The sequence below is a fragment of the Candidatus Coxiella mudrowiae genome (genome assembly GCA_001077715.1).
In the GTDB taxonomy this organism is placed as follows: domain Bacteria; phylum Pseudomonadota; class Gammaproteobacteria; order Coxiellales; family Coxiellaceae; genus Coxiella; species Coxiella mudrowiae.
The window spans coordinates 1,232,707-1,259,008 of the sequence record CP011126.1; the positions used below are offsets into that span (position 1 = coordinate 1,232,707).

Sequence of the window (26,302 nt, forward strand, 5' to 3'; positions counted from 1 at the left end):
TCAATGGGATATTTTCCCAATTTACAATTTTCACCATGTACGCAAAATATTTTAAATTTTCCTACAATTGTTTCGAAATTTTCCCTATCAGAACAAACCATCCTTTCCAGCAGAAATAGGTCCCCAAATGAACCAAATTTCCTTCAGCGTCATAGGTAGCAAAGGCATGCTCTTTTAAATTTTGATGAGCAATAATTTTTTATCCTAAGTATTAACTTTTAAAGGCAATGGAGAAATAGAATTATAACTTAGCTGCAATAAGTTCATCCGGAACGAGAATCCACGGGCGCAAAGTCACGGACATATTCATTTGATTGAGTCGCATTACTAATTGACGCTCCTTTGAATTTGGAAATAATTTTGTCCAAGTATCGCTACTTTTAATTTTTATGCAATGAAAATTTTTTGGCTTGGCATAACTTCCGCCTATGAAATCCCTTACCACTTTCGCGAGGAAAAAATTTAGGACGACTCAAATGTCCAACCGATGAAAGATTCGAAGTATGCAGTGTCGAAGAATTTGAAATTAATAAAACAGGTTACCACTAATAAGAATTTATTCAATTTATGAAATTTTATGAAAATTCACCTTATTTGTTAGTCTTACTCTCTTTCTGTAGAAAAGACTGGTGAAAAGGAAGATATCGTTCGGTTTCGAGTAATAAAATATAAAATCAATGGAAGGAAGACTCATAACTACTAAACCTGTGCTGAACAATATTTCATACTGAAAATACTGCTTAAAAGAATGGTATTGGGCGGAATAAATTCTACAATTAACTTAGTAACCGAGCCAATTAAACCTACTAGGGCAACCATCCAAATTACCCAATTTCTTCGAGAAATTTAAAGGCCTTTGAGCTTTTAAATGTTTTTATAACGCAATCGAATAGCAGCAATAAACATTAAGAATATACATAAACATATATAATTGCGAAGCCAGAGCAGTCAATAACCAATATGAAGCATTAACACTGGGCAATAATAAAAAAACTAATGCCAGCTCCATGACAATGAATGCTTATAAAATTAATAAAGTACCGGAAGCGCCCAAGCAGTTTTCACACAAGAAATGAAAATTTATTTGGGCATCTTGTAAAGCATAAGACAAATCGCGAGTAGGTGCAATAATCCAATTATTAACTCTGCCCATCCCTCCAATAATTAACATCAACGCAATTACCAGGTAAAATCGAATTTAAATCATAAATATTAAAAAAATGCATCAAACGCCTGCATAATTGCAGTGACCAAACTAATTTCTTTCCTCGGTAAAACCATAACGATCGACAACGATCCACAAATTAAAGTAATTACAATAATAAATGTGGCAATTAACATTGCTCTGGGATAAGCTCCTTGCGGGTTATTTACATCGGAAGCATGGACAGTCGCGATGATTTCCATCCCACAAAAAGACATCATTACACCTGTTAAAGCTACCCTACCCACATCCCACTTTTAACATGAGGTAACAGTTCTTCTGCATGAAAAGAAATTTGTATCAGTTTCCCGGAAAATAAGCACGCAGCACCTAAAGCGATAATTAACGTCATAGGTAATAACAACCCCGCTAATGTGCAAAAATTGCTAAACTGCGCTGAAGATTTAATTCCAAATAAATTAATGACAGTTATACCCCGGAAGGCACATAAAATTGTGGTAACTAAAAAAAATTTTGTTCATTGCGCTAAAGCTAAAGTAGGAGAAATTAAATAGCCAATCGTCCCTGTAATAAAGTATAAGATAGTCGGATACCAAATAACATTTTCTATCCACTGGAACCAGATCGCAAGAAAGCCAAATTGTACACCAAAAGCACTTTTTACCCACGAGTAAATCCCACCCAGATCTTTACTGTTCGATGAAAGCTCCACTGCTACCAACGCACTTAGTAGTAAGAAAAAGATCGCACCTAGAATAAAAAAGAAAATTAATGAGCTACCAAACAGAGCCGTCGCTCATAAATTCCGTATACTATCCACCACGGATCCCACCCAGTAATCATTGTTAAACTAAATACACTCAGCGTGCGCTTATTTACTACATAACTCATTAATTTATAAACCTTCGAGAACCCGTCTCACCAATCCTACGCTTGCCGAGTAAAAATTTTTATTTCATCCGGTTTTATGTAAGGCAACTGATTGACTACCATCACTAACATTTTGGCCGTCTTTCTTATAGTCTCTTCGTCGTGTCCTTCCACCATTACTCGAACTACTGGTTCCGTCCCCGAAGGACGTAATAATACACGCCCCTTACCATTTAATTGTTTCTCCGCTTCTGCTACTGCTTTTTCAATAGTCGGATGCTGCATATTAAGCATCCCATTAACAGGAACGTTAATTAAGACTTGTGGGTGCTTAACCATTACTTTTTTAAGCTCTGACAGAGAATTATTGGTTTGTTGCATGATTCTTAATATCTGTAAAGCAGTAATAATACCATCTCCTGTAGTAGTAAAACCAAGATCGACAACATGACCAGAAGATTCGCCTCCCAATAACCAGCCTTTCTGTTGCATCAATTCTAAAACGTAACGGTCACCCACTCGCGAACGCTCAAACGCAATATGATAGCGCTTTAATGTTTGCTCTAATCCTAAATTACTCATTATGGTACCTACCACTCCCAAGGGGCAATTCTCTTTTAAATGGAAGCGATCGATAGCCATAATGCATAATAATTCGTCTCCATCTACTCTAACACCGTGATGATCTATCATAATCAGACGATCGCCATCGCCATCGAAAGCTATGCCAACATTAGCTTTGTGCTTAAGAACACTCTTTTGGAGTTTCTGAGTATTAGTGGCTCCATATTCATGATTAATATTAAATCCATCGGGCTCATCACCAATCGCGATCACATCTGCACCCAGTTCATGAAAAATACTGGGTGCAACAGAATAAGCAGCACCATTGGCACAATCGACAATAATTTTTAATTTTTTCAAAGATAAATTTGAAGGAAAAGTGCTTTTACAAAATTCAATATAACGGCCGTGAGCTTCGCTCATTCGCGCTGCTTTTCCTAAACGGTCAGCTGACACCGTACGCATGGGTTTATCGATATGATCCTCAATAGCCAGCTCCAATTCATCGGATAGTTTAAAGCCATCCTTATTAAAAAATTTCACTCCATTATCAGGATAGCTGTTATGCGAAGCACTAATTACAATTCCCGCATCAGCGCGAACAGAATGTGTCAAATACGCAATCGCAGGAGTAGGCATAGGTCCTGTCAATTTAATGTTAACTCCGGCAGCAGATAATCCTGCTTGCAAAGCCGATTCAATCATATAACCTGAAATACGTGTATCCTTCCCAATTAAAACCGTCGCCGAATGACTATTCGCTAAGACTTTTCCCACCGCCCAACCGAGCTTGAGCATGAACTCAGCGTTAATCAACGATTTTCCAACTTGTCCCCGAATTCCATCGGTTCCAAAATATTTTTTTTCCAGTTCCTTTCCCTCTATTTTTTCATCCTATCCAATGAGATTAACCTCGCGGGCATAGGCAGCAATACGAACTGCTTCCCAACTGGCTTTAACATCATGAGTGCGAATGATAGAAGCGCCCTGATAGACGGCTAACACATCAGCAGCGACGCTGCCAAATAGTCGGTGTGCCGGCAATTGGCTTAAGATATCACCGATCATCGATTTTCGCGACCATCCTGATAACACCGGTAACCCTAAAGATAAAAATTCAGATAAGTGGTTTAATAGATAAAAATTTTCCTTCAGATTTTTTCCGTAGTGACCTTGACCAAAGCCAGGATCAATAATTATTTGATTCCGAGAAAGTCCCTGGATTTCACAACGGTCTACAGCAGCTTTCAAGTCTCTCTTCACAGTTTCTAAAAGATGGACGCACGAAGTTGAACCCGGTTTTCGCTTCGAAGTAGGAAAATGCATTAGGCACACAGGACTTTTTAATTCTCTTGCGACTATTAATGCGCCTTCTACCTGCAAGGCCCGTTGGTCATTAATAATATCTGCTCCCGAATTTATCGCTTCACGCATAACTTGAGGACGGCTGGTATCGATGGAAATTAAAATATTAAAACGTTTTTTTATTTCTTCGATAGTAGGTATCAATCGATCAAGTTCCATCTGAAGAGAGGGGGAGTCCGTATCAATATTCACAAAGGGGTTCGTAGCCTCACTGCCAATATCTAGTATATCAGCCCCCTCACGGGCCATTTTCTCTGCTGTCTGGAAAGCGGAATTTAAATCAAGATGCGGATTGTAAAAAGAATTAGGAGAAACATTAATGACTCCCATAATGGCAGGCTCGGAAAAGGTGATCTTTCGGTTTCCCCTTAACTGCAAATGAAACTTTACTTCTGACATCAAGCAGCCCCTCCTTACATTAACCCTTCCGCGGGCGGGAGATGGAATACGAGGACGATATTATAACGGCTGAACATCTTCGGCAGGACAAATTTTTCCTGAATGTAATGGTTTGGATTCACCATCTCGGGAAGATGAATCTTTTTTCACAGATTCTGAAGCAGCTCCATCATCCTCTTTCCACCCAGGCGGTGGAGAAGGCTCTTTCCCCGCTAAAATTTCCTTAATTTGAACCTCATCAATAGTTTCATATTTAATTAATGCATTAGCCATAAGGTAAAGCTGATCCATATGTTCTTCCAGCGTTTTCTTCGCCATCTCATAAGCCGTATCAATAATGCGACGCACTTCAAAATCAATTTCTTTACTGGTTGCATCAGAAATGTCTTTACGCTGTGTCACGGAACGTCCGAGAAAAACTTCACCTTCTTCTTCCCGATAAGTTAAGGGACCTAGTTTGGCCGACAATCCCCACTTTGTTACCATATTGCGGGCAATCTCAGTGGCTTTTTCAATGTCATTGGATGCACCTGTGGTCACCCGTTCTTCACCAAAAATAAGTTCTTCAGCAATTCGTCCACCAAACAACCCCGCTAATTGGCATTCTAAACGACGTTTGGTCATACTATAGCGATCTTGTTCAGGCAAGAACATTGTCACGCCTAAAGCCCGACCTCGCGGAATAATCGTGACTTTATAAACGGGATCGTGCTCAGGCATATGCAATCCCACAATTGCGTGACCTGCTTCGTGATAAGCCGTCAATTTCTTTTCTTCATCACTCATTACCATTGAGCGTCGTTCAGCTCCCATCATAATTTTATCTTTCGCACGCTCAAATTCAGCCATTCCAACGTCTTTCTTGTTTTCACGCGCCGCAAATAAAGCAGCTTCGTTGACAGTATTAGCTAAATCGGCCCCAGAAAACCCTGGGGTGCCTCGAGCAATGACAGAAGCTTTAACGTCAGACGCCAACGGCAATTTACTCATGTGAACTTGGAGAATACGTTCACGTCCCTTAATGTCTGGCAGGGGAACTACTACTTGGCGGTCAAAACGCCCCGGCCGTAATAAGGCAGGATCAAGTACATCAGGCCGATTGGTGGCGGCCATTACAATAATGTCCTCTTTGCCTTCAAAACCGTCCATTTCCACTAAGAGTTGATTGAGGGTTTGTTCTCGTTCATCGTGACCGCCACCTAAACCAGCACCACGGTGACGACCTACGGCATCGATTTCGTCGATAAAAATGATACAGGGCGCTTGCTTCTTGGCTTGATCGAACATGTCACGAACCCGGGAAGCACCTACACCCACGAACATTTCAACAAAATCGGAACCCGAGATAGTAAAGAACGGTACTTTGGCTTCCCCAGCTACCGCTTTAGCCAGAAGGGTTTTACCGGTTCCCGGAGGGCCAACTAGCAATACACCACAGGGCATTTTCCCTCCTAAGCGCTGAAATTTACCGGGATCGCGCAGGAAGTCCACTAACTCTTTGACTTCTTCTTTTGCCTCTTCTACCCCAGCGACATCATCAAAGGTTACCTTGACTTGATCTTGGTTGAGTAGACGAGCTTTACTACGACCAAATGACATGGGACCTCCGCCACGGCCTCCACCTTGCATCTGCCTCATAAATAAAATCCACACAAAAATCAAAATGAGGAAGGGCAGCCAACTAATAAGAATATGTAAAAAGATACTTTGTTGTTTTGGAGGCTCACCTTTTACACTCACGCCCTTAGCCATTAATTGATTAAGCAGAGCTTGATCTTCCATAGGCAAATAGGTCGTAAAATGCTTGCTGTCTTTGGTTATCCCTTTAATCTCATGACCCTGGATAACCACACTGCTGACTTTGTCAGCATTAACTGCTTGGACAAATTGCGAATAGCTATAGGGCTGAACATCGGGTTGTCGTGCACCAAAATTACTGAAGACCGTAATAAGGACTACTGCAATAACCAACCAAAGCAGTAAATTTTTAATAATACTATTCAAGGTGTTACCTCGTTTTTACTTATACCTGCTGATTATAGCCCAGAAATTTAGTGGCGAGTATATAAATTTCACTCGATCGGGCTCGTGAAGAACTCGGTTTGAGGAGTTTGACATGCTTAAAATAGGGACGCAAATCAGTTAAAAAAACATCAACACCAGACCCTTGGAAAACTTTAGCCAAGAATCCTCCACCTATTAGCAAAAATTTTTGAGCACAATACCACGCTAACTCAACCAAATGCAACGATTTCGGCTGATCAATACTCTTCATACCTGAAATATTGGGGGCCATATCCGAAATAACAAGATCTACTTGTCCTTCTTTAGTTTTTTTATGGATCACCTCATTCAACTGATTAAACGTTTCCGCTTCATTGAAATCTCTCCAGATAAATTCAACGCCTGAAATCGGCTGCATGGGTAAGAGATCGAAGGCCACGACCAAGCCCTTGGGTCCTACAAGCTTTTTAGCCACCTGAGACCACCCTCCCGGAGCCGCTCCTAAATCGACTACAGCCATCCCAGGCCTAAAAAGCTTACATTTTTTATGCATCTCCAAAAGCTTAAAAGCTGCTCGCGAAGCATAGCCTTCTTTCTTCGCACGCTTTACATAAAGATCTCTCTCGTGTTCTTGGAGCCAACGTTTACTTTGGGTCATTCTTAATTAAGTCGCTTTATGTAAGTCGCTTTCCGTCTAAGTTACTAATAAAAAACTCCTAATTGCAATTTAGCAGCATCAGACATCATCTCTCGATCCCACGGAGGGTCAAAGACAATTTCTACTTCCGCATCGCTTACCTCAGGAATAGCCAAAATTTTGCGTTTAACATCTTCCACTAATACCGGTCCCATCCCACACCCAGGTGCCGTTAACGTCATTTCGATAACCACACGGAAAGTATCTTCTTCCAATCGCTCAATATCGCAAACGTATACCAATCCCAATTCGACAATATTGACAGGAATTTCCGGATCAAACACCATACTGAGTTGGGCCCATACTTTATCTTTGATAGTGGCATCAGGTGGCAAATCTTCCAAAGGGCTTTTAATTGCTTTTCCTAAAGCATCGGCGTCCCTCCCTTCAATTCGGACTAAATTCCCAAAAATATTTACCGTAAATGTGTCACCCGAACTCTGTACTACAGTCACCTCGGTTCCTTGAGGAACTCTAATAGACGTCCCCGACGGCACCAACATTGCCGTCGTATCACGACTTAGTACAATAATTTCTTTTTCATGTTCATTATTCCTTATCATCAACGTCTTCGTCTTTTCTTAAATGAAAACTTTCTCCACAACCACAAGCACCAATCGCATTAGGATTATTAAAATGTAATTGATGTTGCCCAAAATCTTTTTTTACATAGTCCACTATTGTGCCCTTGAGGAGAGGCACACAATGAGCATCAATTAAAACAGTTAATCCCAACGCAGTTTTGAGAGAGATATCGCCCTCTTGCGGTCTTTCTACAATCTCCAACTGGTACATGTAGCCTGAGCAGCCGGTTTTTTTCACCGATAAGCGAAATTGTACTTCTTTCCCACGTTTTTTTATTACCGATTGAAGGTGTTTATAAGCTGCCTCTGTCAGTTCGATAATTTTCACATCATTCATTATTCTGTCCTCACGGGTAGGTCGTAGGTCAATCTGACCACGCAGAGCGGCAAACATAGTGTGCCAACATAAAGTAGCGCATTTCACCCGTGTAGGAAATTCAGCAACACCACCTAAAGCAGCTAATTTCCCTAATTCCTCTACGTTAGAACTTTTCCCAGTCACCAAATCATGAAATTGAGAAAATAAAATTTCACTTTGCTCGAGGGTTTTGCCTTTTAAGGCCTCCATCATTAGCGAAGCTGAAGCAATAGATATGGCACAACCACTCCCTTCAAAAGTTGTTTCTTTTATCACACCTTCTTCTTCACAAAAATATACCGTTAATCGATCACCACACAGCGGATTATAGCCATCATGTACGTGTGTGGGATCTGCTAAACGCCCAAAATGTCGTGGCTTTCGACCGTGATCGATAATTATTTCTTGATATAAATCACGTAAATCATTCATTCTTTTAATCTGTGAAAGAACTTTCATTAAATATTTGATTAACCAAAACTAAACCGTCAATCAACCGATCAATATCGTCGAACGTATTATAGAGACCGAACGTAATTCGTGCCGTTGCAGGCAACTTAAATCGCTCCATTAAAGGCATCGCACAATGATGACCAGCCCGGATAGCAATCCCTTCATGATCTAAAATCGTTGCAATATCATGCGGATGAGCCTGTTCCATAGTAAAAGAAATTACACCGACTTTATTTAGAGCGTTACCTATAATTTTTAACCCAGAAATTTGTTGTAATTTTTGCGTCACATAATTCAATAAAGCTTTTTCATGAGCATTAATTTTTTCAAAACCAATCGCCATAAGGTAATCAATGGCTGTCCCAAGCCCAATAACACCAGCTATATGAGGCGTACCTGCTTCAAATTTATGAGGTAACACGTTGTATTCCGTTTTTTCAAAGGTGACTCGGCGAATCATATCCCCACCCCCTTGATAGGGAGGCATCTTCTCTAACAAGTTAGTCTTTCCGTAAAGAACACCAATCCCCGTAGGGCCATACAATTTATGTCCGGAAAAGGTATAAAAATCACAATCTAAATCTTGAACATCCACAACCATATGAGGAATCGCTTGTGCACCGTCTAATAAAATGGGAATATTTTTCTGATGGGCTAAACGAATCATTTCCTTAACAGGATTAACTGTGCCTAATACATTAGAAACATGAATTAGTCCTACAATTTTCGTACGTTCTGTTAAGAGTTTTCGATATTCGTCTAAATTTAAAATTCCATTATCATTAACTGGAATTATTTTTAACTTTGCCTCCGCTCGCTCACATAACAGTTGCCAAGGTACAATATTGGAATGATGCTCCATTTCTGAAATTACAACTTCATCGCCCTGTTGAACTTGCATAGCGCCAAAACTAGAAGCAACTAAATTAATCGACTCTGTGGTCCCTCGGGTAAAAATAATTTCGTGTGTATGGGCAGCATTGATAAATGCTTTAATTTTTTTACGCATATTTTCATAAGCGGTCGTTGCCCGCTCGCTGATAGTATATATCCCCCGGTGCACATTGGCATTGTTATTACAATAATAATGACTTATAGCATCAATCACTATCTGGGGTTTTTGCGCCGTCGCTCCAGAATCCAAATATACTAGCGATTTTCCCCGAATCCGCTCTTTTAAAAGAGGGAAATCATCACGTAAAGAATCAAGTGAATTAATTATGACAATCTCCTAGGGAATTCAATAGCCCTAAACATTTAATAATTCTTTGATGTATTCGCTCGGCAATAAACTTATGAGGTATTTTTTCTATAATTTCACTAGCAAATGCACAAGCGAGTAAATGCTGGGCTGCAGAACGGTCAATACCGCGACTACACAAATAAAATAGAGCTTCATCGTTTAATTGACCCACTGTAGCGCCGTGAGTGCAATTTACATCGTCATTATAAATCTCAAGCTCCGGTTTGGTATTAACCTCAGCTTCATTTGAAAATACTAAATTTTTATTGATTTGATGCGCGATCGTTTTCTTTGCCTCTGAATGGACAAAAATTTTTCCATTAAACACAGCCCGAGATTTATCACTAATAATACCCTTATAAATTTGTTGGCTCACACATCCAGAAACACCATGATCAATACGAGTGTGATTATCAATATGCCTCCCACCTTTCAAGTGATAAAATCCTAGCAACTGACACGAAGCATTATGGCCTTGCAATGCGTAATTCAAATCTTCACGCGCCAGTGCTCCCCCTAATGAAACATGACAGGAAATCACTTGACTGTTTCGCGCTTGACAAATTTGGGTATTTGCAATATGAAAAGAATTGTTATTTTCTCCCTGCAATTTATAAAATACCAAATTAGCAGAGGCTCCAACATTTATTTGAGTCACGATATTATTAAAATAAGTTGTGGGATAGACCCCCTGATATTCTTCTAAAAGAGTGACGCTAGCATTTTCTTCAATAAAAATTAAATGACGCGTTTGGGTCATAGAAAATGGAAAATTCGGCTTCATCAAGTAAAGGAGATGAATCGGTTTTTCAAGCTGGTAATTTTTCGGTACATGAAGAAACATGCCGTCTTGAAAAAGACTATCATTTAGCAATGAAAAAGGAGTTTCATAACTCCTCATCTCACCTATAATCTCCTTTTGATTTTCTTTTAGAGCTGCCTTTAACGACATTAATTGAATCTCAGCTGGCAGTTGCATCAAATTTGATAGAGTGGGTGCAAAATGTCCGTTAATAAATACTATGCGATGGGTATCCTCCATAATAAAACGGGTTATATCACAATCAGTTATTTCTCCAAATGAAAAAGTTTGAGAAGCAATTGAGGTAATGTCCGTATATTTCCAATTTTCTATTTTGCAATTAGGGAAGCCCATCAACAAAAACGTTTTTAATTGTTCGTGTTGCCATGCCTGTAAAGAATTTCGGTTTTGATTTTGCAATCTCTTTAAACGAGCTTCTGACCAACCTTCACTAAGCATTCTCATAACCAACCATACCCTTTCTTTTCAAGTTCATAAGCTAACAAGGGACCACCCGATACCGCAATGCGACCGTCAACCAAGACATGCACAAAATTTGGATTAATATAATCTAAAAGACGCTGATAATGAGTAATTAATAAAATAGCTCGTTTAGAGTTGCGTAAACTGTTAACCCCTTTTGCAACCATTTTTAGGGCATCTATATCGAGACCCGAATCGGTTTCATCTAAAACGGCAAGAGAAGGTTCGAGCATTAGCATTTGCAAAATTTCATTGCGCTTTTTCTCCCCCCCGGAAAATCCTTCATTAACTGATCTTTTTAAAAATTTATCCTCCATATCAACTAAGGCTAATTTTTCCTTGACTAAAGTCATTATATCCAGCGCATCTAATTCTAATTCACCACGTTTTTTTCGGATGCTATTAACAGCCGTTTTCAAAAAATAAAGGTTATTAACACCAGGGATTTCCACAGGATATTGAAATGCCAAAAATAAACCTGCCACAGCACGATCCTCAGGTGATAGTTCGAGTAAATTCTGATTGAAATAGGTCACTTCACCTGCTGTAACAGCATAATTATCCCGACCAGCCAATACAGACGCTAAGGTACTTTTACCAGAACCATTAGGCCCCATAATAGCGTGAACTTCACCAGCATTAACAGCTAAATCCACTCCGCGGAGAATCTCATTATTATTTACATTCACATGTAAGTTTTTTATTATTAACATATGGATATCTCTTTTTAAATTATTAACCGCCATCATCCCACAGTTCCTTCTAAACTGACCTCCATCAATTTTTGTGCTTCAACAGCAAATTCCATTGGCAATTTTTGAAAAACTTGTTTACAAAAACCATTTACAATCATTGAGATAGCGTCTTCTTCAGTAATACCGCGTTGACGACAATAAAATAATTGATCCTCTCCAATTTTCGAGGTCGTAGCTTCATGCTCAATACGTGCCGTAGGATTTTTCGCTTCAATATAAGGAAAGGTATGAGCGCCGCAATGACTTCCCAACAATAAAGAATCGCATTGGCTATAATTATGAGCATTTTCAGCAATTGGTCCAACACGCACTAAACCACGGTAACTATTTTGCCCATGGCCGGCGGCAATTCCTTTAGAAATAATTGTGCTCCGGGTATTTTTACCGATGTGGACCATTTTCGTACCTGTATCAGCTTGCTGAAAATTATTCGTCAGAGCCACGGAATAAAATTCTCCAACGGAATTATTGCCTCTTAAAATAACACTAGGATACTTCCAGGTAATTGCAGATCCCGTTTCGATTTGTGTCCAAGAAATTTTAGAATTATTTCCGCAACACGTACCCCGTTTTGTCACAAAGTTATAAATCCCCCCTTGTCCATTTTCATCTCCTGGGTACCAGTTTTGTACGGTGGAATACCTTATCTCGGTATTGGCTAAAGCTATTAATTCGACCACGGCAGCATGTAATTGGTTTTCGTCCCGCTGCGGAGCAGTGCAACCCTCCAAATAACTCACATAGCTTCCTTCATCAGCGATAATTAACGTTCGCTCGAATTGCCCCGTATTAGCTGCATTAATTCGAAAATAAGTCGATAATTCCATAGGGCAACGAACCCCTTTCGGCACGTACACAAATGAACCATCGCTAAAAACAGCGGAATTTAACGTCGCGAAAAAATTATCACGATAAGAAACAACACTGCCTAAATATTTTTTCACTAAATTGGGATGTTTTTGTACTGCTTCGGAAAATGAACAAAAGATTACTCCTAACGCAGCCAATTTTTCTTTAAATGTTGTTGCTACCGAGATACTGTCGAAAACTGCATCCACGGCAACACCAGCCAGTCGCTGTTGCTCATGCAAAGGAATGCCCAATTTATTGTAAGTCTCGAGTAATTTAGGATCGATTTTCTCTAAGCTTTTAGGTTTCTTTTTCGATTTTGGTGCCGCATAATAACTAATAGCTTGATAATCAATGGGCTCGATACGCAAATGAGCCCATTGTGGCGATTCCAGAGTCAACCAATGGCGATAGGCACGGAGCCGCCACTCTAACAGGAAATTGGGTTCGTTCTTCTTGGCTGAAATAAGCCTGATTACCTCTTCGTTTAACCCAGGCGTGATAACATCTGTTTCAATGTCGGTAGTAAAACCATGTTCATAGGTTTTATTAACGACTTTCTGTAAATAACCTTCATTCGTCATTATTTTCCCCAAATTCGGATCGTTAGCAGAAGAGTTCTGCCCACGCTCACGGAGAGTCACTGCACTGGCAGTGATCGCATTGAAAAGTGGTTATTCGTTTTTTAGTTAATGGTTTTTTCATATCTGCAAGATTTAAACTATCCAACACTTCAAATACCAACCCATTAATGAGCTGCCAATTGTTACGTAATCCGCAAACAGTGTCATGTTCGCATCGATTCTCAGCTCGGCTGCATTCGGTCATCGCCGGCTTGCCATCAATGGCAGTGATAATTTCGGATATACTAATCGCTTCCGGTGATCGTGCCAATTGATAGCCCCCATTAACACCGCGTTCAGAATTAACTAACTTGCTTTCATTCAAAAGCTTCAACACCTTACTTACGGTAGCCATTGAAAGAGGTGTCACCCGCGCAATTTGTGCCGCACTAAAGCGCTCTTGTCGGGAAGCCAAGATGCTCATTACCATCGTGGCATAATCAGCTAGTCGACTAATTTTCAACATCTTATCTTTACCTATCCTCTTTCTCACGAAAACTTTCTTTACTTTCCTGCGGGACGAGGGAACCTTTAGTTTTTCTATATTTGTCCCGTAGAGAGCGTATTACTCTTGCCTTTGCTTAAATATTGACAATATAGTACCATACTTGTCCTATTTCGCAATGAAGAATACGAACGCTGCTATGATTTTTTCAAAAAGCAAAAATCGTCGCCTTTCCACGCTCTTGAGCGTTTCGCTTATAAGTGCTGTCGTAAATACCTTACTCGCTTTATTTAAAATTGACGTTGGAATTATTGGCTATTCTCAAGCTTTAATTGCTGATGGAATTCATTCCTTATCAGACCTCCTTACTGACGGGCTTGTAGTCATAGCGGCGCATCTTGGGGCCCAATCACCAGACAAGGAACATCCCTACGGTCATGGGCGCATCGAAACGATTGGAGCAATTATTATTTCGCTCATTCTCATTTTTGTTGCTCTGGGGATCACTTTTGATACCCTCCAGCATATCATTCATCGGGTTCACTCTACGACACCCACTTTTTCCGTTATTATTGTGGCCATCGTTTCTGTGATTGCAAATGAAAGCTTATTTCGCTACACCCTAATAAAAGACAACAAAATTAATTCTGACCTGTTGCGTACTAACGCCTGGCATAACCACAGTGACGCCCTCGTTTCGTTGATTGTTTTAGCCAGCGTGATTGGTACTCGGTTAGGCATCACTTATCTTGATTCGATCGGCGCCTTAATTATCGCACTTTTAATCTTGCGTATGGGCCTCAAAATGATATGGAAAAATATTCAAGAACTCATTGATGCGGCTGTCGATGACGAAACTCTTGAAAAAATTACTAACATTATTTCCACTGTCCCTGGTGTTCTTTCCATCCACCAGTTACGAACGCGTTCGCACGGAGGCAATATTTTCATAGATGTTCATATTCAAGTCTCCCCCGACATCAGTGTATCGGAGGGACATTACATTAGCGAGCAGGTGCATATAAATCTTATGAAAAATATTTCCCATATCGTTGATGTTACCGTTCATATTGATCCGGAAAATGACGCTACTTCAACACCTTCAGTAAATTTACCCAGTCGCGAAGATATTCATCGTTTATTAAAAGTCCATTGTCAAAATTTACCAAGTTTTAAAGAAATCCGGCGGACAATCTTACATTATTTGGACGGTAAAGTTTATATTGAAATTTATCTGCCATTAACAGCGGTTAAAGATGAGAAAGAAAAGTTAGAATTGCAGTATCAGGATATTGTCTCTCGAGTAAAATATATTGCCAAAGTATCTCTTTATTTTGAATAGAGGATCACTTACTCCATGAAAAAAAAACTTATTTATTCTATGACATCGAAACCACTGGTTTAAATAAGTGCTTCGATCAAATTTTACAATTCGCTGCTATTCGAACTGATGAATCATTAAATGAACTAGAGCGACACGAAATTCGCATTCGCCTCAATCCCGACATCATCCCTTCTCCTACAGCAATCATCACCAATCGAATATCGGTTGCCAAAATGCTTTCCGGAAAACCTGAAATTGAAGCCATTCGAGAAATCCACCAATTAATGAACAACCCTGGTACTATTAGCGTTGGGTATAATACGCTCGGTTTTGATGACGAATTTTTACGCTTTTCCTTTTATCGAAATTTACTACCACCTTATACCCATCAATTCAATAATCAATGCGGACGATTGGATCTTTTTCCAATTACCATTTTATATTACTTATATAAATCAGATGTTTTAAATTGGCCAAACCCGTTAAATATGAAATTAGAAAATTTATCCAGAATGAATCAACTAGCACACGGGCAGGCTCATGATGCCATGGTAGACGTGAATGCATGTATTAGCTTAGCTAAAAAATTAATGGCTCACAAGGAAATGTGGCAATACGTCATCGGATATTTTGATAAAAAAATAGAAACTCATCGATTAGCCCAATTACCAGCGGCAATTAAGAGCAAATTTTATCATCATCGGGAAGGGATTTTAATCCAAGGAAACTTTGGTTCAACGCTTGCTTACCAAGCTCCTGTAATTGGATTAGGACCTCACAAGCATTATAAAAATCAATATGTATGGTTGCGCCTCGATCGTGAGGAATTATCAACTACCACTGAAAAAACGATTCCAAAAACTACTTACACCATCCGTAAAGTTGTAGGTGTTCAAGCCATTGTGCTACCTGCTCTCGGGCGCTATCTTCATCATTTGTCACTCAAGCGATTCCAGCTAGCAAATGAAAATAAACAATGGTTAGCCGCCCACCCCAATATTTTCCAGAGCATTTGCGATTACCACCAAAACTTTATTTATCCTAACGTTCCAAATCTAGATCCCGATGCGGCTTTATATGAAATTGGTTTTTCTACACCTTACGAAGAATTTCTATTTCAACGCTTTCATCTTGCTGTACCAGAAGAGAAAGAAAAAATTGCCTTCGAATTTCCTAACCCAATCCGAAGAGAACAAGCTTTACGGTTAATCGGCAGACATTATTGGGATCTCCTATGTAAGGAAAACCAACAAAAATTTTCTGATTATTTAAAGCATACGTATGATGGTGAAAAAAATTTATCTTTTGATTATCGGGGGGGAATCCGACTCACTCGAAACGATGCTCTAAAAGAGATTGCTTTTTTAAGAAAAGAAAAAAATTTAGATGCGGAGCAGTCTATTTTATTAGATGATTTAACTAATTATTTATTAAAAAAATATTTTAATATAAATTCAATTGGAAATATTTAAAATAAGGAGTTGCTAATGTCAGCACTTTATCAATACTCTCACTTTCTATCAGTTTCTAAAGGCTACTATGATGTGGATTTTTAATTAAAGAATTAAAAAAATATGGCAATATTGAATTATCGACATTTAACTCATTAGATAGAAAGTTGGTTATAATTGATAATGTTTTCTATTACTGCGCAAAAGGACGTGTACGAATTGCTCAAGAGCATGAACTATTTCCTTGGTCCGCTATTACTAAGTTACGGATGGAAAAAAATTTTTACTATAAGCCATATTCCATCTTTACAGGAATTAAAGACATCGCTATTGACTCATCTATCTTCTAAGAACTATCCCATTCCATTTCACATTAAAGCTAATGTAGAGAATATAGTTTTGAGAAGTATTCTAAAAGAAAAAAACTTATAGACTAGACTAATTTCAGAAATTATCGACAGCGCTATTCTTATAAATACTAAAAAAATTAATAACAACGTAGTTAGATTTTATGCACCTTGGTTTATGATCTAATTAAATCTGACAGCCTTCATCTACATTTTGTAGATGAAGATATAAGTATTGGAGTCCATTTTTTAGACATTAACTTATCCTCAGAAAAAATTTATTTTCAAAAAATAATTTCTATAAATATCATATTTCCTCAAATGGAATTTTATAAAAATGTAGATTGAATCTTGCCGAGAAGAACACTTATTTACCAAAATTTTAAGATAAGGTTAAATAAATAAAAGGATCGATAAGAAAATAAGAATGAACGATTCAATTACTTAATGATTTCCACTTCATGGATTTATTTTTATAATTTCTTTATTTTCAGTATTTAATTGAGCTTGTACTTATTGAATTTGATTTTTCAAAATAGTGATTTTCTTTTGCATCACCTGTTGTGTAATTGGGTTATCTCTTTTTAAGTTACTGCAGCTTGTGCTTTATTTCTGGGGAACACTGTCTTGAACTTGTTCAATTTAGTTTTACAAAGTTGCAATGATAGTTTGCATATTGCCTGATGGCGCCGCCACTGAATTAGAAAAAAAACTCTTTGATAATCCAAACAATTCCAAAAAAAATATTTTAATTGTCAATAATTTTAGCATAAGATACTTCGCTTTACATAGGAACACCATACCATAAAAACATTAAAGAAATATTAAAAATAAGGGATTCATTTTTAAAACTCCTTTATACATTAAAAAAAATAGATAATTTAATTAAATAAAAATAAAAATCACTGGATATTCAGTAGAATTTCTGATCTTACTGAAGGATAATAATGGTACGTAGAAGCGATTAAAAATTAGAAATGACTAAATTGAATGGTAATGTATTTTCTGATATTGACTTACACGATGTAGAAAAGTACTTAGCCAAAGAAAATCTAGCAAACTAGATTAATCATATTATTGAGAAACGGGGTTTAAAACAAATTGAAGCAGTGAAGGTACTTGACATGGCAACCTAAAGTATCTGCACTAAATTTTAGACGATTAGATGATTTTTCCATCGAACGCCTCATTAGCTTTCTAAATAAATTGGATCGCGACGTTGAAATTATTGTGAAGAAAAACCAACGGAGGAAAGATCATGATCACTTACGAGTTGCGTTTGGATGATTAGGCGTTAATAATGATAATAATTTGGATAATTACCTTAATAAATGATTTCGTGTTTAACACCGTAGTTCATTTTTTTAATTTTTAATAGGCCTTTCTCTTGCTCGTTTAATACATTTATTACAACTGAACCACCTGAAATGTATTTTAGTAAAACGTTAGCTACTACACTTAATCTTGAAAACAAAGAAAATCTGACTCTTGTAGGCAACATAGCATTACTAGTTTCATTCCATTTAACAGAAAAATCTAAATAAAAATTTTTCGTTAAATAGTAAGGAACCATTACAATTGGATTGACCAAATAAACTATACCAATTTCTAATAGCTTTTTTAGCATATAAAGTATTTTCATCATGTTATCAAGTTTAAGTTGTGTTTCTTGGTCATCTCCCTTTCGTGCACTATAGGCCCAGTCATAAGGAATGCAGCCTGTTATCGACATATTACCACGTATCATCATATGACTTACCATTCGTAAAATTTCAATATTTCGACTATTAATGGATCCAAAATTTTCACTTGAAAAAATCTATAGATTTTTCTGGAGGTAATCTGATGAATTTCGCTAATTTCAGGACCTTTCAACCACATCATAAGAGCAGCTAAGGCAGTAAGCAAATTGACCAACAATAAGGTTATCATTTGGATAATAATAAAAATTAAGAAATTGGGCCAAAAAAAGTGATCTGATCAATAATATTAATCGGGCGGTTACAAAACCATTTTAACGATACTGATTTGAGCTTAAAAGGAATTAAATAATTTTCTCCTTTAATGTTTAGCGTTGTTGTTCACTGATCCAGATGCGTTGTCGTTTTGATGTCGAAAGATTAGCATTGGGCATACTGGAAAAGCTCAGCCAGGGATATTTTATCTGTAGCGCTAAAATCAGTAATTCGAATATGATCACTTCTCGCTGTCACATATATGGTGTCATAACTAGAGCCAGTCGTAATTACGGTGTTACCTGCGTATATTCGATCGTTTCCGAGTCCCGTTATAATATTTTTGATTGAAGTGCCTTGAGCAAATTGAAAAAAATTATCACCAACATCGCTGAGTTGATCGCTACCCTCTACAAAAAGACGCACATCACCTGCGTAATCGGTACAATCAAGCGTATCATTACTAGCTGGATCCCAAAGAGTAAATAAATTCATGCCTGCACGAGGAAATCTGTGAATAGTATCGCCAGAATTAATTGCTCTATTGGCACCATAAACTTTTTGCAGCGTGCTAACATCTAATGCCATGGGTGTATCAGGCCTACAAAAATAATTTCTGCCAAACTGATAAAAAGAATAGGCTCGTAATTATCAAAAAGATAACTCTAAAGGATAAGCCGCCATCATGATAGTATCATAATTGGCTTTCTTTATAGATAAATGTGGAGGGTAAGCATTCATATTCCAAAATATCCACAAAAATCGTTGTATCGACGCAGGATAATCCAGCCCAAGAAAATGTCCTAATTCATGTAAGACAGTCCTATAACTTCAAGCCTTAAAAAAATTTCTTTGATTTAATATAATCAAATTCCCAGAGACTCCACCTGTTTTATCTTCTAAATCGGTAACAAAAGTAAAAAATAAATCGGACTGGAATGAAGTAATAAATTTGATATTGATAAAATTCTCTAATTCCTGAAATGCTTTTTGTATCACTTCCTCCATTCCATCCAAAGGAGACACAAACGTAAGATCAAAAAGATTGCCGGAAGGAAGTATCCTATAAACTATTCCCTTTGGTGAACGAATATCGTGAAATAAGCTTAGTGGAACATCTGTCGGATGAAGTAAGGTTCTTTCGTCTGGACTAAACAAGTTATCATTAATACGATGGTGCTTCGCATGGGCTCTCCAAAAACTTATCAGTTAATGCTAATGGCTGAAATTAAAGGAATATAAATTATAAACTCTCTTTACAATGTATGCGCGACTTAACATTAAGAGAGCTGCTGAATCAATCTCTCAATCAGAATGAAAATGTAGGTATTCTGAAATAGTCTTCAATTAATTCTATCCTTGCTAGGCGCTTTCGTACTTCTTCTGGGAGTTTAATTACCTCTTCGTATTTTAATTCCGCCTCAATAGAATCAACAATATTTTAGCTGAACCTTTCATCTTCTATCTGGTCTCTACTCAACACCATTAAACAACCATTTATTTGCACTAATTTTTTTAACCCTGCTACTTGATAATATTCTAAACCAAAGGTTATTCCTATTTGCTCATGTTTCGATAAAACTATTTCTTTATTCTCCGCTTTCATGACTTCAGCACAAATGAAATATTCTATTTCCTTTTTAAGCCCATTTTCAGAAACCTAAATCCGCTGCTGAAACGGACGATTCATGCGTTATTGGGCGGGATGAATTTAGCCCTAACCAACAAAGAGCTTGTGATCCGTCAAATAGCAATTTCGGTCGTTGTTTAAAATAAACTGGGTCAGACAGACATGATATCTTGTGATATAAAACATATCATTTCCTTAGGATTTTTTTTTCACGTGGAAGAAAATTAATTTTTTTCCAACGCTAACACCTGAGGTCCAGTTCCTGGAGACGATACTGGCGGTGCTTCCCGCACATCAACTAAATTATTGGGGTCATAAGCTTGCTAACCATCATCATAGCTAAGTGGCTGAAGCTAAAAAAGGAAAACCCCTCTGTTGTTGGTGGTGAATAGCCCGGCGAATGTGGGGCAGAGCTCCTCAAGCGTCGCCTCTCCTGTTTTGCATATCATCTAAATTGAGCGAAAAATCGACTGTTAATGGCAACACTGGCTCTTCAAGTTCAACGTCTATCAACGACTCTTCTGCTTAGAAGCGTCTATTTACTCGAAGCGCTAAAAACCCCTGCAATTGAGCTCTAGAATCCTCATTAATTTAGACGCCAAATTGAGGAGCTAGAAAAACTCCTTACAAAAGGACAAGAGTAGCGATTGACCTAATTTGAACTAATGGCTCATTAGGACGAGCCGATAATACTCCTTGTCCCACTTGTTCTGATTGTTCATCGTTTAAGTTTTTTGGGTACTTCCCATTGAACCTCTCTTAATTCCTGATTGTTTAGAATATACAGTATAAATCTTAATTAAATCTTAAAATTAAATCTTAAAGACATCCCTCAAAACGCAAAGGTCCTCCGTATACTGACAAAATAGATAATTTGATGAAATAAATCGTCTCATGATTTTTATCATGTACAGAGTTAAAACTCTTTTCCCGAGGAACGGGCTACTTTTTCACGAATATATGTAGGTTCTGCTTTTTCAGGTGGTAACACATCACCTTGCTTAAATTTCTCATGAGCAATCATGGCTACTGAAGCGGCGTCGGGATAGATTTCCTTCTCTATGAACGGGAAATCCGGCGACAAAGAGGCTCGATATACGGCCCACGCATTTCCTACGCCTATTCCATTTTCCGTTGGAAATTGGATATCTTCCGGATGGTCCACATGATCACCCGTAATCACTTGCATGATTTTTCTGTCATCTACTTGGTAAACACCCCAGTAAATAGAATCCATTCGTGCGTCCCAACCTGCAATCACCCGCTCACTATTTATTTTTTGATAAGCTGCCTGAGCTAATGCTTGTAACGTTGATACCGGGATAACCGGGAGATCGATTCCATAGGCAATTCCTTGCGCAACACCCGTAGAAATACGAACACCCATAAAGCTTCCTGGCCCCGATCCGAAAGCAATTGCATCAAGGTTTTTCAAATTTATTCCTGCATCGCTCAGCAACTCATCAACACGATCCAGAAGAATATCCGAATGTCTCTGCGGAGCAATTTCGAATTGTTGAGTAATCTCCCCATTTAGCCATAGCGCAACAGAGCAAGCAGCTGTGGCAGTCTCAAGGGCCAGCAGTTTGGACATCTTCAACCGCCGCCTCATTAGAAATTGTTTTTATTGTTACATTCGTATTTTGTAAGCGCACATAACCCAAACTCGACAGATCATTATAGGTAAAGCCGTGCTTCCACAGTGGATTATAAGTCAAAAGTAAAGTCCCTTTGGCTTTTTCAAAGTCGTAACGACTTGGATCCATGCTTAACGTTAATCCATCATAACAAACCGTAAGCTTAACGAAATGAGCTTGGTCCCAGCTTGTTAGTTGAACGTGCTGGCATTTTCCAGGAGCAATTTTAAATTTTACCGACTCAAAATAATAAGCTTGGAAAAGCGGCGGCATCAGAGCTATCCCTCTAAAGAGAGCGACTTGAATTCTAGGACCCTGGTAAACAGTTTTCAATTCAAGGGTATTGTGAATTTGGTAATAGTTCGCTCGTAACTGTTTGCGTTCTGTGGGATTCATCATTTGCCATTGTTGAGGTGTAAATCCCAATTCTCTGGGCCCGACTGTACAACCTGTCAACCAAAATGCGCTAAGAATAAGAAGAATTCGGCCTACCATATTTACTCCCATTGAAGGCGCCCATCATAGGGCTATTATATAAGATGAGAGCAAGTCCATCCAACGATACTTAAAACCGTCCAATATTCAACTCCAGCATTCTTCGGATGATATTATAACCACATCATGAATCCGTAGGTTTAATATGTCTCAGAAAACACCGTTATTTCGTTTCTATGAAGAACTCAATGATTTCTTAATGATAATGAAATAATCAACCTTTCCCAAGAGGAAAATCAGATTATTCTGACATGGAATAAGGGTATCCCTAAAAAAATAAAAAGGTAACCCATGGCTACTGGATATAAGAAACAGATCCTGAACCACAAATCCGCGAAGTTATTAAACAATTTGACCTGCTATCTTCTGTTAATCCATTTACTCGTTGTTTGCATTGTAATGGAAAGCTTAGACTTATTAATAAAAAATTCATTAGTAACGAATTATAGCCGAAAACTAAAAAATTTTATCAGGATTTTATGAGATGTGATCAATGCCATAATATTTATTGGGCAGGCTCTCATTATGAACGGATGATACTTTTTTTGGATCAATTAATTAAAAGTATTCAATTATAATGATTAAATTGGCTCTAAAATGAAGGAATAACCATGTTGGAAAATACGGAGGATAAAAAATTTATGACCTTAGTTTTCGATTTGGTTAAGAAAGCGGTGTTAGAAAATTATGGTGGGCATTTCGGATCTATCATCGTAAAAAATTCTCAAATTATTTCCGAGGGAACTAATCAAGTTAACGCCATTAATGACCCAACTGCACACGGTGAAATCGTTGCTATTCGTAAAGCCTTCAAATCCCTAGGCACTTACTATCTAAGTGGATGTCATCTGTACACTAATTGCGAACCGTCCACTATGTGCCCGAGCGCTTATTATTGGGCAAGAATTGACAAAATCTTTTTCTCGTTAGAAAAAACTGATGCGGACAGGATTGGATTTGATGACACTTATTTCTATGAGAAAATTTCTAAACCCTTTTTGTTAAGCACGACCTACCGATGGTGCAATTTATGAGAAAAGAAGCACTGCCTTTATTTGAAGAATGCAAAAAAAGAGGATAAAATGCTTTATTAGTAGATTACGAGGTGTCGGATCTAATTCATACCATCTCGTTGCGCCAACCGTAGTTAGTGACAAATGTCTTGATTATTTGCCATAATAAGTGGATGGATGTATTCATCGAAAATCAGACCCTTATTAATCCATCGCTTGCAGAAACAGTCTATACCATCTCACAACTTAATGCTGAAACTCGTGTCTTTTTAGAAGAGCGTTTTCAACGCCTATGGATTACTGGAGAAATTTCTAACCTGTCGCAGCCAAGTTCCGGCCATTTTTATTTCTCTTTAAAGGATGAGCGTGCGCAAGTTCGATGTGCATTTTTTCGTAATTACTGCTGTCAATTGAATTTTATACCCGAAAATGGCCACCATGTATTATTACAGGCCTCCAAGTTAGTCTCTATGAACCACAGGGCAATTTTCAATTGATTGTAACGCAAATGATTATGACAGGCAGCGGGGCCTTGCAAATCGCCTTTGAACGATTAAAACAACGACTTGAAAAGGAAGGCTTATTTGCTTCCAAAAATAAAAAGCCTATTCCTACTTTCCCTAAGACCATCGGAGTGATCACCTCTCCTTCCGGTGCGGCAATCTGGGATATTTTAAAGGTGCTAAAAAGACGATTTCCTAACGTTCCAATAATCGTTTATCCCCTACATTGGTTCAGGGTGAAAAAGCTGCTGCTCAAATCGTAGAGGCGATAAACAAAGCTAATAAACGCAAAGAATGCGACGTGCTCATGCTAGCTCGTGGAGGGGGTTCTTTGGAGTATTTATGGCCATTTAATGAAGAAAAAATTACTCGAGCAATTTTTTCTTGCCAAATTCCGATTGTTTCAGGAATTGGTCATGAAGTCAATTTTACAATTGCCGACTTCACAGCTGATCAACGCGCGGCTACCCCTTCCGCTGCTGCAGAAAAGGTAAGTCCTAATCGAATCGAATGGTTACAACATATTCAAACTTTCCAACGACGCTTAAGTCATTTAATAACTACTCAATTGCGTCACTGTCGGCTTCAATTGCAACCAATCATGGCTCACTTGCAGCGCCAGAATCAGCGTCTAGAAGCTCGTTGCCGTCGGATTGAATCACTTCATCACCGACTAATCATGGCAATGGATTACCATCTTAATCGGCGACAACAATGGCTTGCGACAAAGCCCAAGCATTTCAAACGATGAGCCCGTTAATAACGTTAGACCGGGGGACCGGGGGTATGCCCTTGTTACTCACCAAAATCAAATCATTCGAAAAGAAATGGTTCTTAAAGTTGGAGATCGAATTTCAGTACAACTATCCGAGGGACAAATAAACTCTTGTGTCGAGAGAATTTATGCAGCAACATCAGTCAAGCTAAAATAATAGTTTCCAGATAAATATTCTAAGCTTAGAGGACTTTAGGAGATAAAGTCAGATAATCTAAAACACGAATAAAAAATAAGGAAGTTTTTGGAGTGTTAAGAACTTATTATCTAGAAGGCAACTCTCTACACAAATGGTTAGTTCTTGGCGCCGTTTGTCTAGCTGTTTTCACTACGACATTAAATACTACGGCAGTAATGAATGCTCTCCTGGCGATGAGTAATGAATTGCATTTAACTTCCATTTCGTTGCAATGGATTGTAAATTCTTATCTTCTAGCGTGTGCTTCATTTATCATGGTCTGAGGCCAACTCGGTGATCTTTTCGATCGGCGAAATATGTTTTTAACAGGAGCCTCGCTATTTATTGTTGCTTCCTTAATTATCGCACTGGCACACGAACCGACTATTATAATCATCGGTCACGCTTTACAAGGGCTTAGCGCCTCTCTCATTACTCCAATGACCCTATCCATAGCCAAGATAGCCTTTTCCGGCAGCCAAGAAGATTTAGCTGTCATCTTCTGGACGGAGATAGTTGGATAGGAGATAGTTGGATAGTCGGTCTTGGCTTTGCTTTTGGTCCAGTTATTAGTGGAATTTTCACTAGTTATGACACATGGTACGATATCTTCTGGACTAACATTCCACTTATGGCTATGGTTATGATTATTGCTCGTTTATTCGCAAAGAAAACGCGGAGCGAAAGAGAAAATATCCGTATGGATATCAAATGTATGGGGATGGACTTCTCTAAAAACTTAATTTTATTGATTGTGGGAGTTTCACTGCTGATATTTTTTTTGGTTTGTGGAACATAAAGTCAAAATCCCCCTGGTCCACTTTTATCATTTTCATAAACGCTTATTTATTTCAGGTAACGTAGGTATTGCGGTGAGAATATTCATAATTATGGGCGTGCTTTATTTTTTTCAACACCTTCATTCAAAGCCCTTATTTACTAGATTGTTCGCCAATTCATGCAGAAATCGCTATTTTGCCCATTAGGGTTAGTATTTTTTTATTTTTACTTATTGTTTCGAGAATTATTCGGCGTTTGAGTTATCGACTTCCTATGATAGTAGGCTTAACATTAATTGCTCTTGGTACCTTTTTATTTTATTGGACACCTCTACATGCCACCTATCATTTTTTCTCGTTACCACTACTTTTAACAGGACTCGGTCTTGGTTTAACGTTTCTTAACAGCCCTGCGCTCGGAATGCAAGCGCTACCTAAAGAAAAGCTAGGCGAAAAAGCTGGCATTATTTACTATTAACTATCTTTGGGCATTCTTCGTATTCCTATCGACACGTTGCTTTCAATCCTTTTAAGCCGCAATTACTTCAATCAAGCC

30 protein-coding genes and 3 pseudogenes are annotated in these 26,302 nt (G+C 38.3%); 13 read left to right on the top strand and 20 right to left on the bottom strand.

The annotated features are described in order from the left end of the window. Positions 1-241: 241 nt before the first annotated feature. The 15 genes and pseudogenes from CleRt_RS12155 to CleRt_RS05845 form a co-directional block, all read right to left on the bottom strand. Positions 242-445: a hypothetical protein gene (locus CleRt_RS12155; RefSeq protein WP_235378904.1), complete on the bottom strand. Its 204-nt coding sequence runs from the start codon at positions 443-445 to the stop codon at positions 242-244. A gap of 576 nt (positions 446-1,021) precedes the next feature. Then, complete coding sequence (locus tag CleRt_RS12160; protein ID WP_235378905.1) at positions 1,022-1,174, bottom strand: hypothetical protein; 153 nt, start codon at positions 1,172-1,174, stop codon at positions 1,022-1,024. Between the two features lie 38 nt (positions 1,175-1,212). Then, complete coding sequence (locus CleRt_RS12165) at positions 1,213-1,452, bottom strand: amino acid permease (protein ID WP_235378907.1); 240 nt, start codon at positions 1,450-1,452, stop codon at positions 1,213-1,215. Then, positions 1,440-1,952, bottom strand: a pseudogene (locus tag CleRt_RS14195) (amino acid permease). Before CleRt_RS14195 ends, CleRt_RS12165 begins: the two are co-directional and overlap by 13 nt. A 140-nt stretch (positions 1,953-2,092) precedes the next feature. Further along, a complete protein-coding gene (gene glmM, locus CleRt_RS05790; protein WP_048875416.1) occupies positions 2,093-3,469 on the bottom strand; it encodes a phosphoglucosamine mutase in 1,377 nt (458 codons plus the stop codon). 24 nt (positions 3,470-3,493) lie between these two features. After that, positions 3,494-4,363: a dihydropteroate synthase gene (gene folP / locus CleRt_RS05795; protein WP_048875417.1), complete on the bottom strand. Its 870-nt coding sequence runs from the start codon at positions 4,361-4,363 to the stop codon at positions 3,494-3,496. Positions 4,364-4,423: 60 nt separating this feature from the next. Beyond that, positions 4,424-6,367, bottom strand: coding sequence for an ATP-dependent zinc metalloprotease FtsH (gene ftsH, locus CleRt_RS05800; RefSeq protein WP_048875418.1), 1,944 nt, complete (start codon positions 6,365-6,367; stop codon positions 4,424-4,426). Between the two features lie 19 nt (positions 6,368-6,386). Next, entirely contained in the window at positions 6,387-7,025 is a 639-nt protein-coding gene (locus tag CleRt_RS05805; protein ID WP_048875419.1) for an RlmE family RNA methyltransferase, read from the bottom strand. A gap of 44 nt (positions 7,026-7,069) precedes the next feature. Next, positions 7,070-7,627 (bottom strand): putative Fe-S cluster assembly protein SufT, encoded by a 558-nt coding sequence (gene sufT / locus CleRt_RS05810; RefSeq protein ID WP_048875420.1) that lies wholly within the window; start codon positions 7,625-7,627, stop codon positions 7,070-7,072. After that, the gene (gene sufA / locus CleRt_RS12175; protein WP_235378908.1) at positions 7,614-8,438 is read right to left on the bottom strand and encodes a Fe-S cluster assembly scaffold SufA; all 825 of its coding nucleotides are present in this window, start codon (positions 8,436-8,438) and stop codon (positions 7,614-7,616) included. The genes sufT and sufA overlap by 14 nt, the downstream gene beginning before the upstream one ends. A gap of 4 nt (positions 8,439-8,442) precedes the next feature. Beyond that, on the bottom strand, positions 8,443-9,681 hold the full coding sequence (locus CleRt_RS05825; protein WP_048875421.1) for a cysteine desulfurase: 1,239 nt from the start codon (positions 9,679-9,681) through the stop codon (positions 8,443-8,445). Beyond that, positions 9,674-10,969, bottom strand: a complete 1,296-nt coding sequence (gene sufD / locus CleRt_RS05830) for a Fe-S cluster assembly protein SufD (protein ID WP_235379219.1) — start codon at positions 10,967-10,969, stop codon at positions 9,674-9,676. The genes CleRt_RS05825 and sufD overlap by 8 nt, the downstream gene beginning before the upstream one ends. Next, complete coding sequence (sufC, locus tag CleRt_RS05835; protein ID WP_048875807.1) at positions 10,966-11,700, bottom strand: Fe-S cluster assembly ATPase SufC; 735 nt, start codon at positions 11,698-11,700, stop codon at positions 10,966-10,968. The genes sufD and sufC overlap by 4 nt, the downstream gene beginning before the upstream one ends. Before the next feature lie 32 nt (positions 11,701-11,732). Continuing rightward, positions 11,733-13,175, bottom strand: a complete 1,443-nt coding sequence (sufB, locus tag CleRt_RS05840; protein ID WP_048875423.1) for a Fe-S cluster assembly protein SufB — start codon at positions 13,173-13,175, stop codon at positions 11,733-11,735. Positions 13,176-13,221: 46 nt separating this feature from the next. Next, complete coding sequence (locus CleRt_RS05845) at positions 13,222-13,680, bottom strand: SUF system Fe-S cluster assembly regulator (protein WP_048875424.1); 459 nt, start codon at positions 13,678-13,680, stop codon at positions 13,222-13,224. A gap of 178 nt (positions 13,681-13,858) precedes the next feature. On the opposite strand from CleRt_RS05845, the gene CleRt_RS05850 reads away from it, so the two are divergent. From CleRt_RS05850 to CleRt_RS09210, 5 genes are all read left to right on the top strand, one after another. Continuing rightward, on the top strand, positions 13,859-15,001 hold the full coding sequence (locus CleRt_RS05850) for a cation diffusion facilitator family transporter (RefSeq protein WP_048875425.1): 1,143 nt from the start codon (positions 13,859-13,861) through the stop codon (positions 14,999-15,001). Positions 15,002-15,045: 44 nt separating this feature from the next. After that, a complete protein-coding gene (locus tag CleRt_RS05855) occupies positions 15,046-16,455 on the top strand; it encodes an exonuclease domain-containing protein (RefSeq protein ID WP_235379220.1) in 1,410 nt (469 codons plus the stop codon). An 83-nt stretch (positions 16,456-16,538) separates the two neighbouring features. After that, a complete protein-coding gene (locus tag CleRt_RS14200) occupies positions 16,539-16,784 on the top strand; it encodes an acetolactate decarboxylase (RefSeq protein ID WP_082160448.1) in 246 nt (81 codons plus the stop codon). 168 nt (positions 16,785-16,952) lie between these two features. Beyond that, the gene (locus tag CleRt_RS14205) at positions 16,953-17,129 is read left to right on the top strand and encodes an acetolactate decarboxylase (RefSeq protein ID WP_157870871.1); all 177 of its coding nucleotides are present in this window, start codon (positions 16,953-16,955) and stop codon (positions 17,127-17,129) included. Between the two features lie 771 nt (positions 17,130-17,900). After that, entirely contained in the window at positions 17,901-18,068 is a 168-nt protein-coding gene (locus CleRt_RS09210) for an XRE family transcriptional regulator (RefSeq protein ID WP_082160450.1), read from the top strand. A gap of 37 nt (positions 18,069-18,105) precedes the next feature. Here the strand turns inward: CleRt_RS09210 and CleRt_RS05865 are convergent, their stop codons facing one another. The 5 genes from CleRt_RS05865 to CleRt_RS05885 all read right to left on the bottom strand — a co-directional run bounded on the left by CleRt_RS05865 (position 18,106) and on the right by CleRt_RS05885 (position 22,510). After that, positions 18,106-18,543, bottom strand: coding sequence for a hypothetical protein (locus CleRt_RS05865; RefSeq protein ID WP_048875428.1), 438 nt, complete (start codon positions 18,541-18,543; stop codon positions 18,106-18,108). 358 nt (positions 18,544-18,901) lie between these two features. Further along, the gene (locus CleRt_RS05870) at positions 18,902-19,324 is read right to left on the bottom strand and encodes a M10 family metallopeptidase C-terminal domain-containing protein (RefSeq protein WP_048875429.1); all 423 of its coding nucleotides are present in this window, start codon (positions 19,322-19,324) and stop codon (positions 18,902-18,904) included. A 243-nt stretch (positions 19,325-19,567) separates the two neighbouring features. Further along, the gene (locus CleRt_RS05875) at positions 19,568-19,894 is read right to left on the bottom strand and encodes a hypothetical protein (protein ID WP_048875430.1); all 327 of its coding nucleotides are present in this window, start codon (positions 19,892-19,894) and stop codon (positions 19,568-19,570) included. A gap of 1,388 nt (positions 19,895-21,282) precedes the next feature. Then, positions 21,283-21,960 (bottom strand): tRNA (adenosine(37)-N6)-threonylcarbamoyltransferase complex dimerization subunit type 1 TsaB, encoded by a 678-nt coding sequence (gene tsaB / locus CleRt_RS05880; RefSeq protein ID WP_048875431.1) that lies wholly within the window; start codon positions 21,958-21,960, stop codon positions 21,283-21,285. Then, positions 21,938-22,510 carry a hypothetical protein gene (locus tag CleRt_RS05885; protein ID WP_048875432.1) on the bottom strand — a complete coding sequence of 191 codons (573 nt, stop codon included), beginning with the start codon at positions 22,508-22,510 and terminating at the stop codon, positions 21,938-21,940. The genes tsaB and CleRt_RS05885 overlap by 23 nt, the downstream gene beginning before the upstream one ends. A gap of 311 nt (positions 22,511-22,821) precedes the next feature. Here CleRt_RS05885 and CleRt_RS14210 point away from each other — a divergent pair. From CleRt_RS14210 to CleRt_RS12200, 8 genes and pseudogenes are all read left to right on the top strand, one after another. Next, positions 22,822-23,076: pseudogene (locus CleRt_RS14210) on the top strand (Mut7-C RNAse domain-containing protein); the annotation flags it as partial. Between the two features lie 33 nt (positions 23,077-23,109). Next, positions 23,110-23,532, top strand: coding sequence for a nucleoside deaminase (locus tag CleRt_RS05890; RefSeq protein WP_048875433.1), 423 nt, complete (start codon positions 23,110-23,112; stop codon positions 23,530-23,532). Positions 23,533-23,684: 152 nt separating this feature from the next. Further along, entirely contained in the window at positions 23,685-24,008 is a 324-nt protein-coding gene (locus CleRt_RS12180; protein ID WP_235378909.1) for an exodeoxyribonuclease VII large subunit, read from the top strand. Next, positions 24,005-24,277 carry an exodeoxyribonuclease VII large subunit gene (locus CleRt_RS13445; RefSeq protein ID WP_306686658.1) on the top strand — a complete coding sequence of 91 codons (273 nt, stop codon included), beginning with the start codon at positions 24,005-24,007 and terminating at the stop codon, positions 24,275-24,277. Before CleRt_RS12180 ends, CleRt_RS13445 begins: the two co-directional genes overlap by 4 nt. Then, complete coding sequence (xseA, locus tag CleRt_RS12185) at positions 24,241-24,765, top strand: exodeoxyribonuclease VII large subunit (protein ID WP_306686659.1); 525 nt, start codon at positions 24,241-24,243, stop codon at positions 24,763-24,765. The genes CleRt_RS13445 and xseA overlap by 37 nt, the downstream gene beginning before the upstream one ends. Before the next feature lie 273 nt (positions 24,766-25,038). Continuing rightward, positions 25,039-25,251: a hypothetical protein gene (locus CleRt_RS12190; protein WP_235378911.1), complete on the top strand. Its 213-nt coding sequence runs from the start codon at positions 25,039-25,041 to the stop codon at positions 25,249-25,251. Positions 25,252-25,263: 12 nt separating this feature from the next. Then, positions 25,264-25,491: pseudogene (locus CleRt_RS12195) on the top strand (MFS transporter); the annotation flags it as partial. Positions 25,492-25,942: 451 nt separating this feature from the next. Further along, the gene (locus tag CleRt_RS12200; RefSeq protein ID WP_371440222.1) at positions 25,943-26,224 is read left to right on the top strand and encodes an MFS transporter; all 282 of its coding nucleotides are present in this window, start codon (positions 25,943-25,945) and stop codon (positions 26,222-26,224) included. Positions 26,225-26,302: the final 78 nt, after the last annotated feature.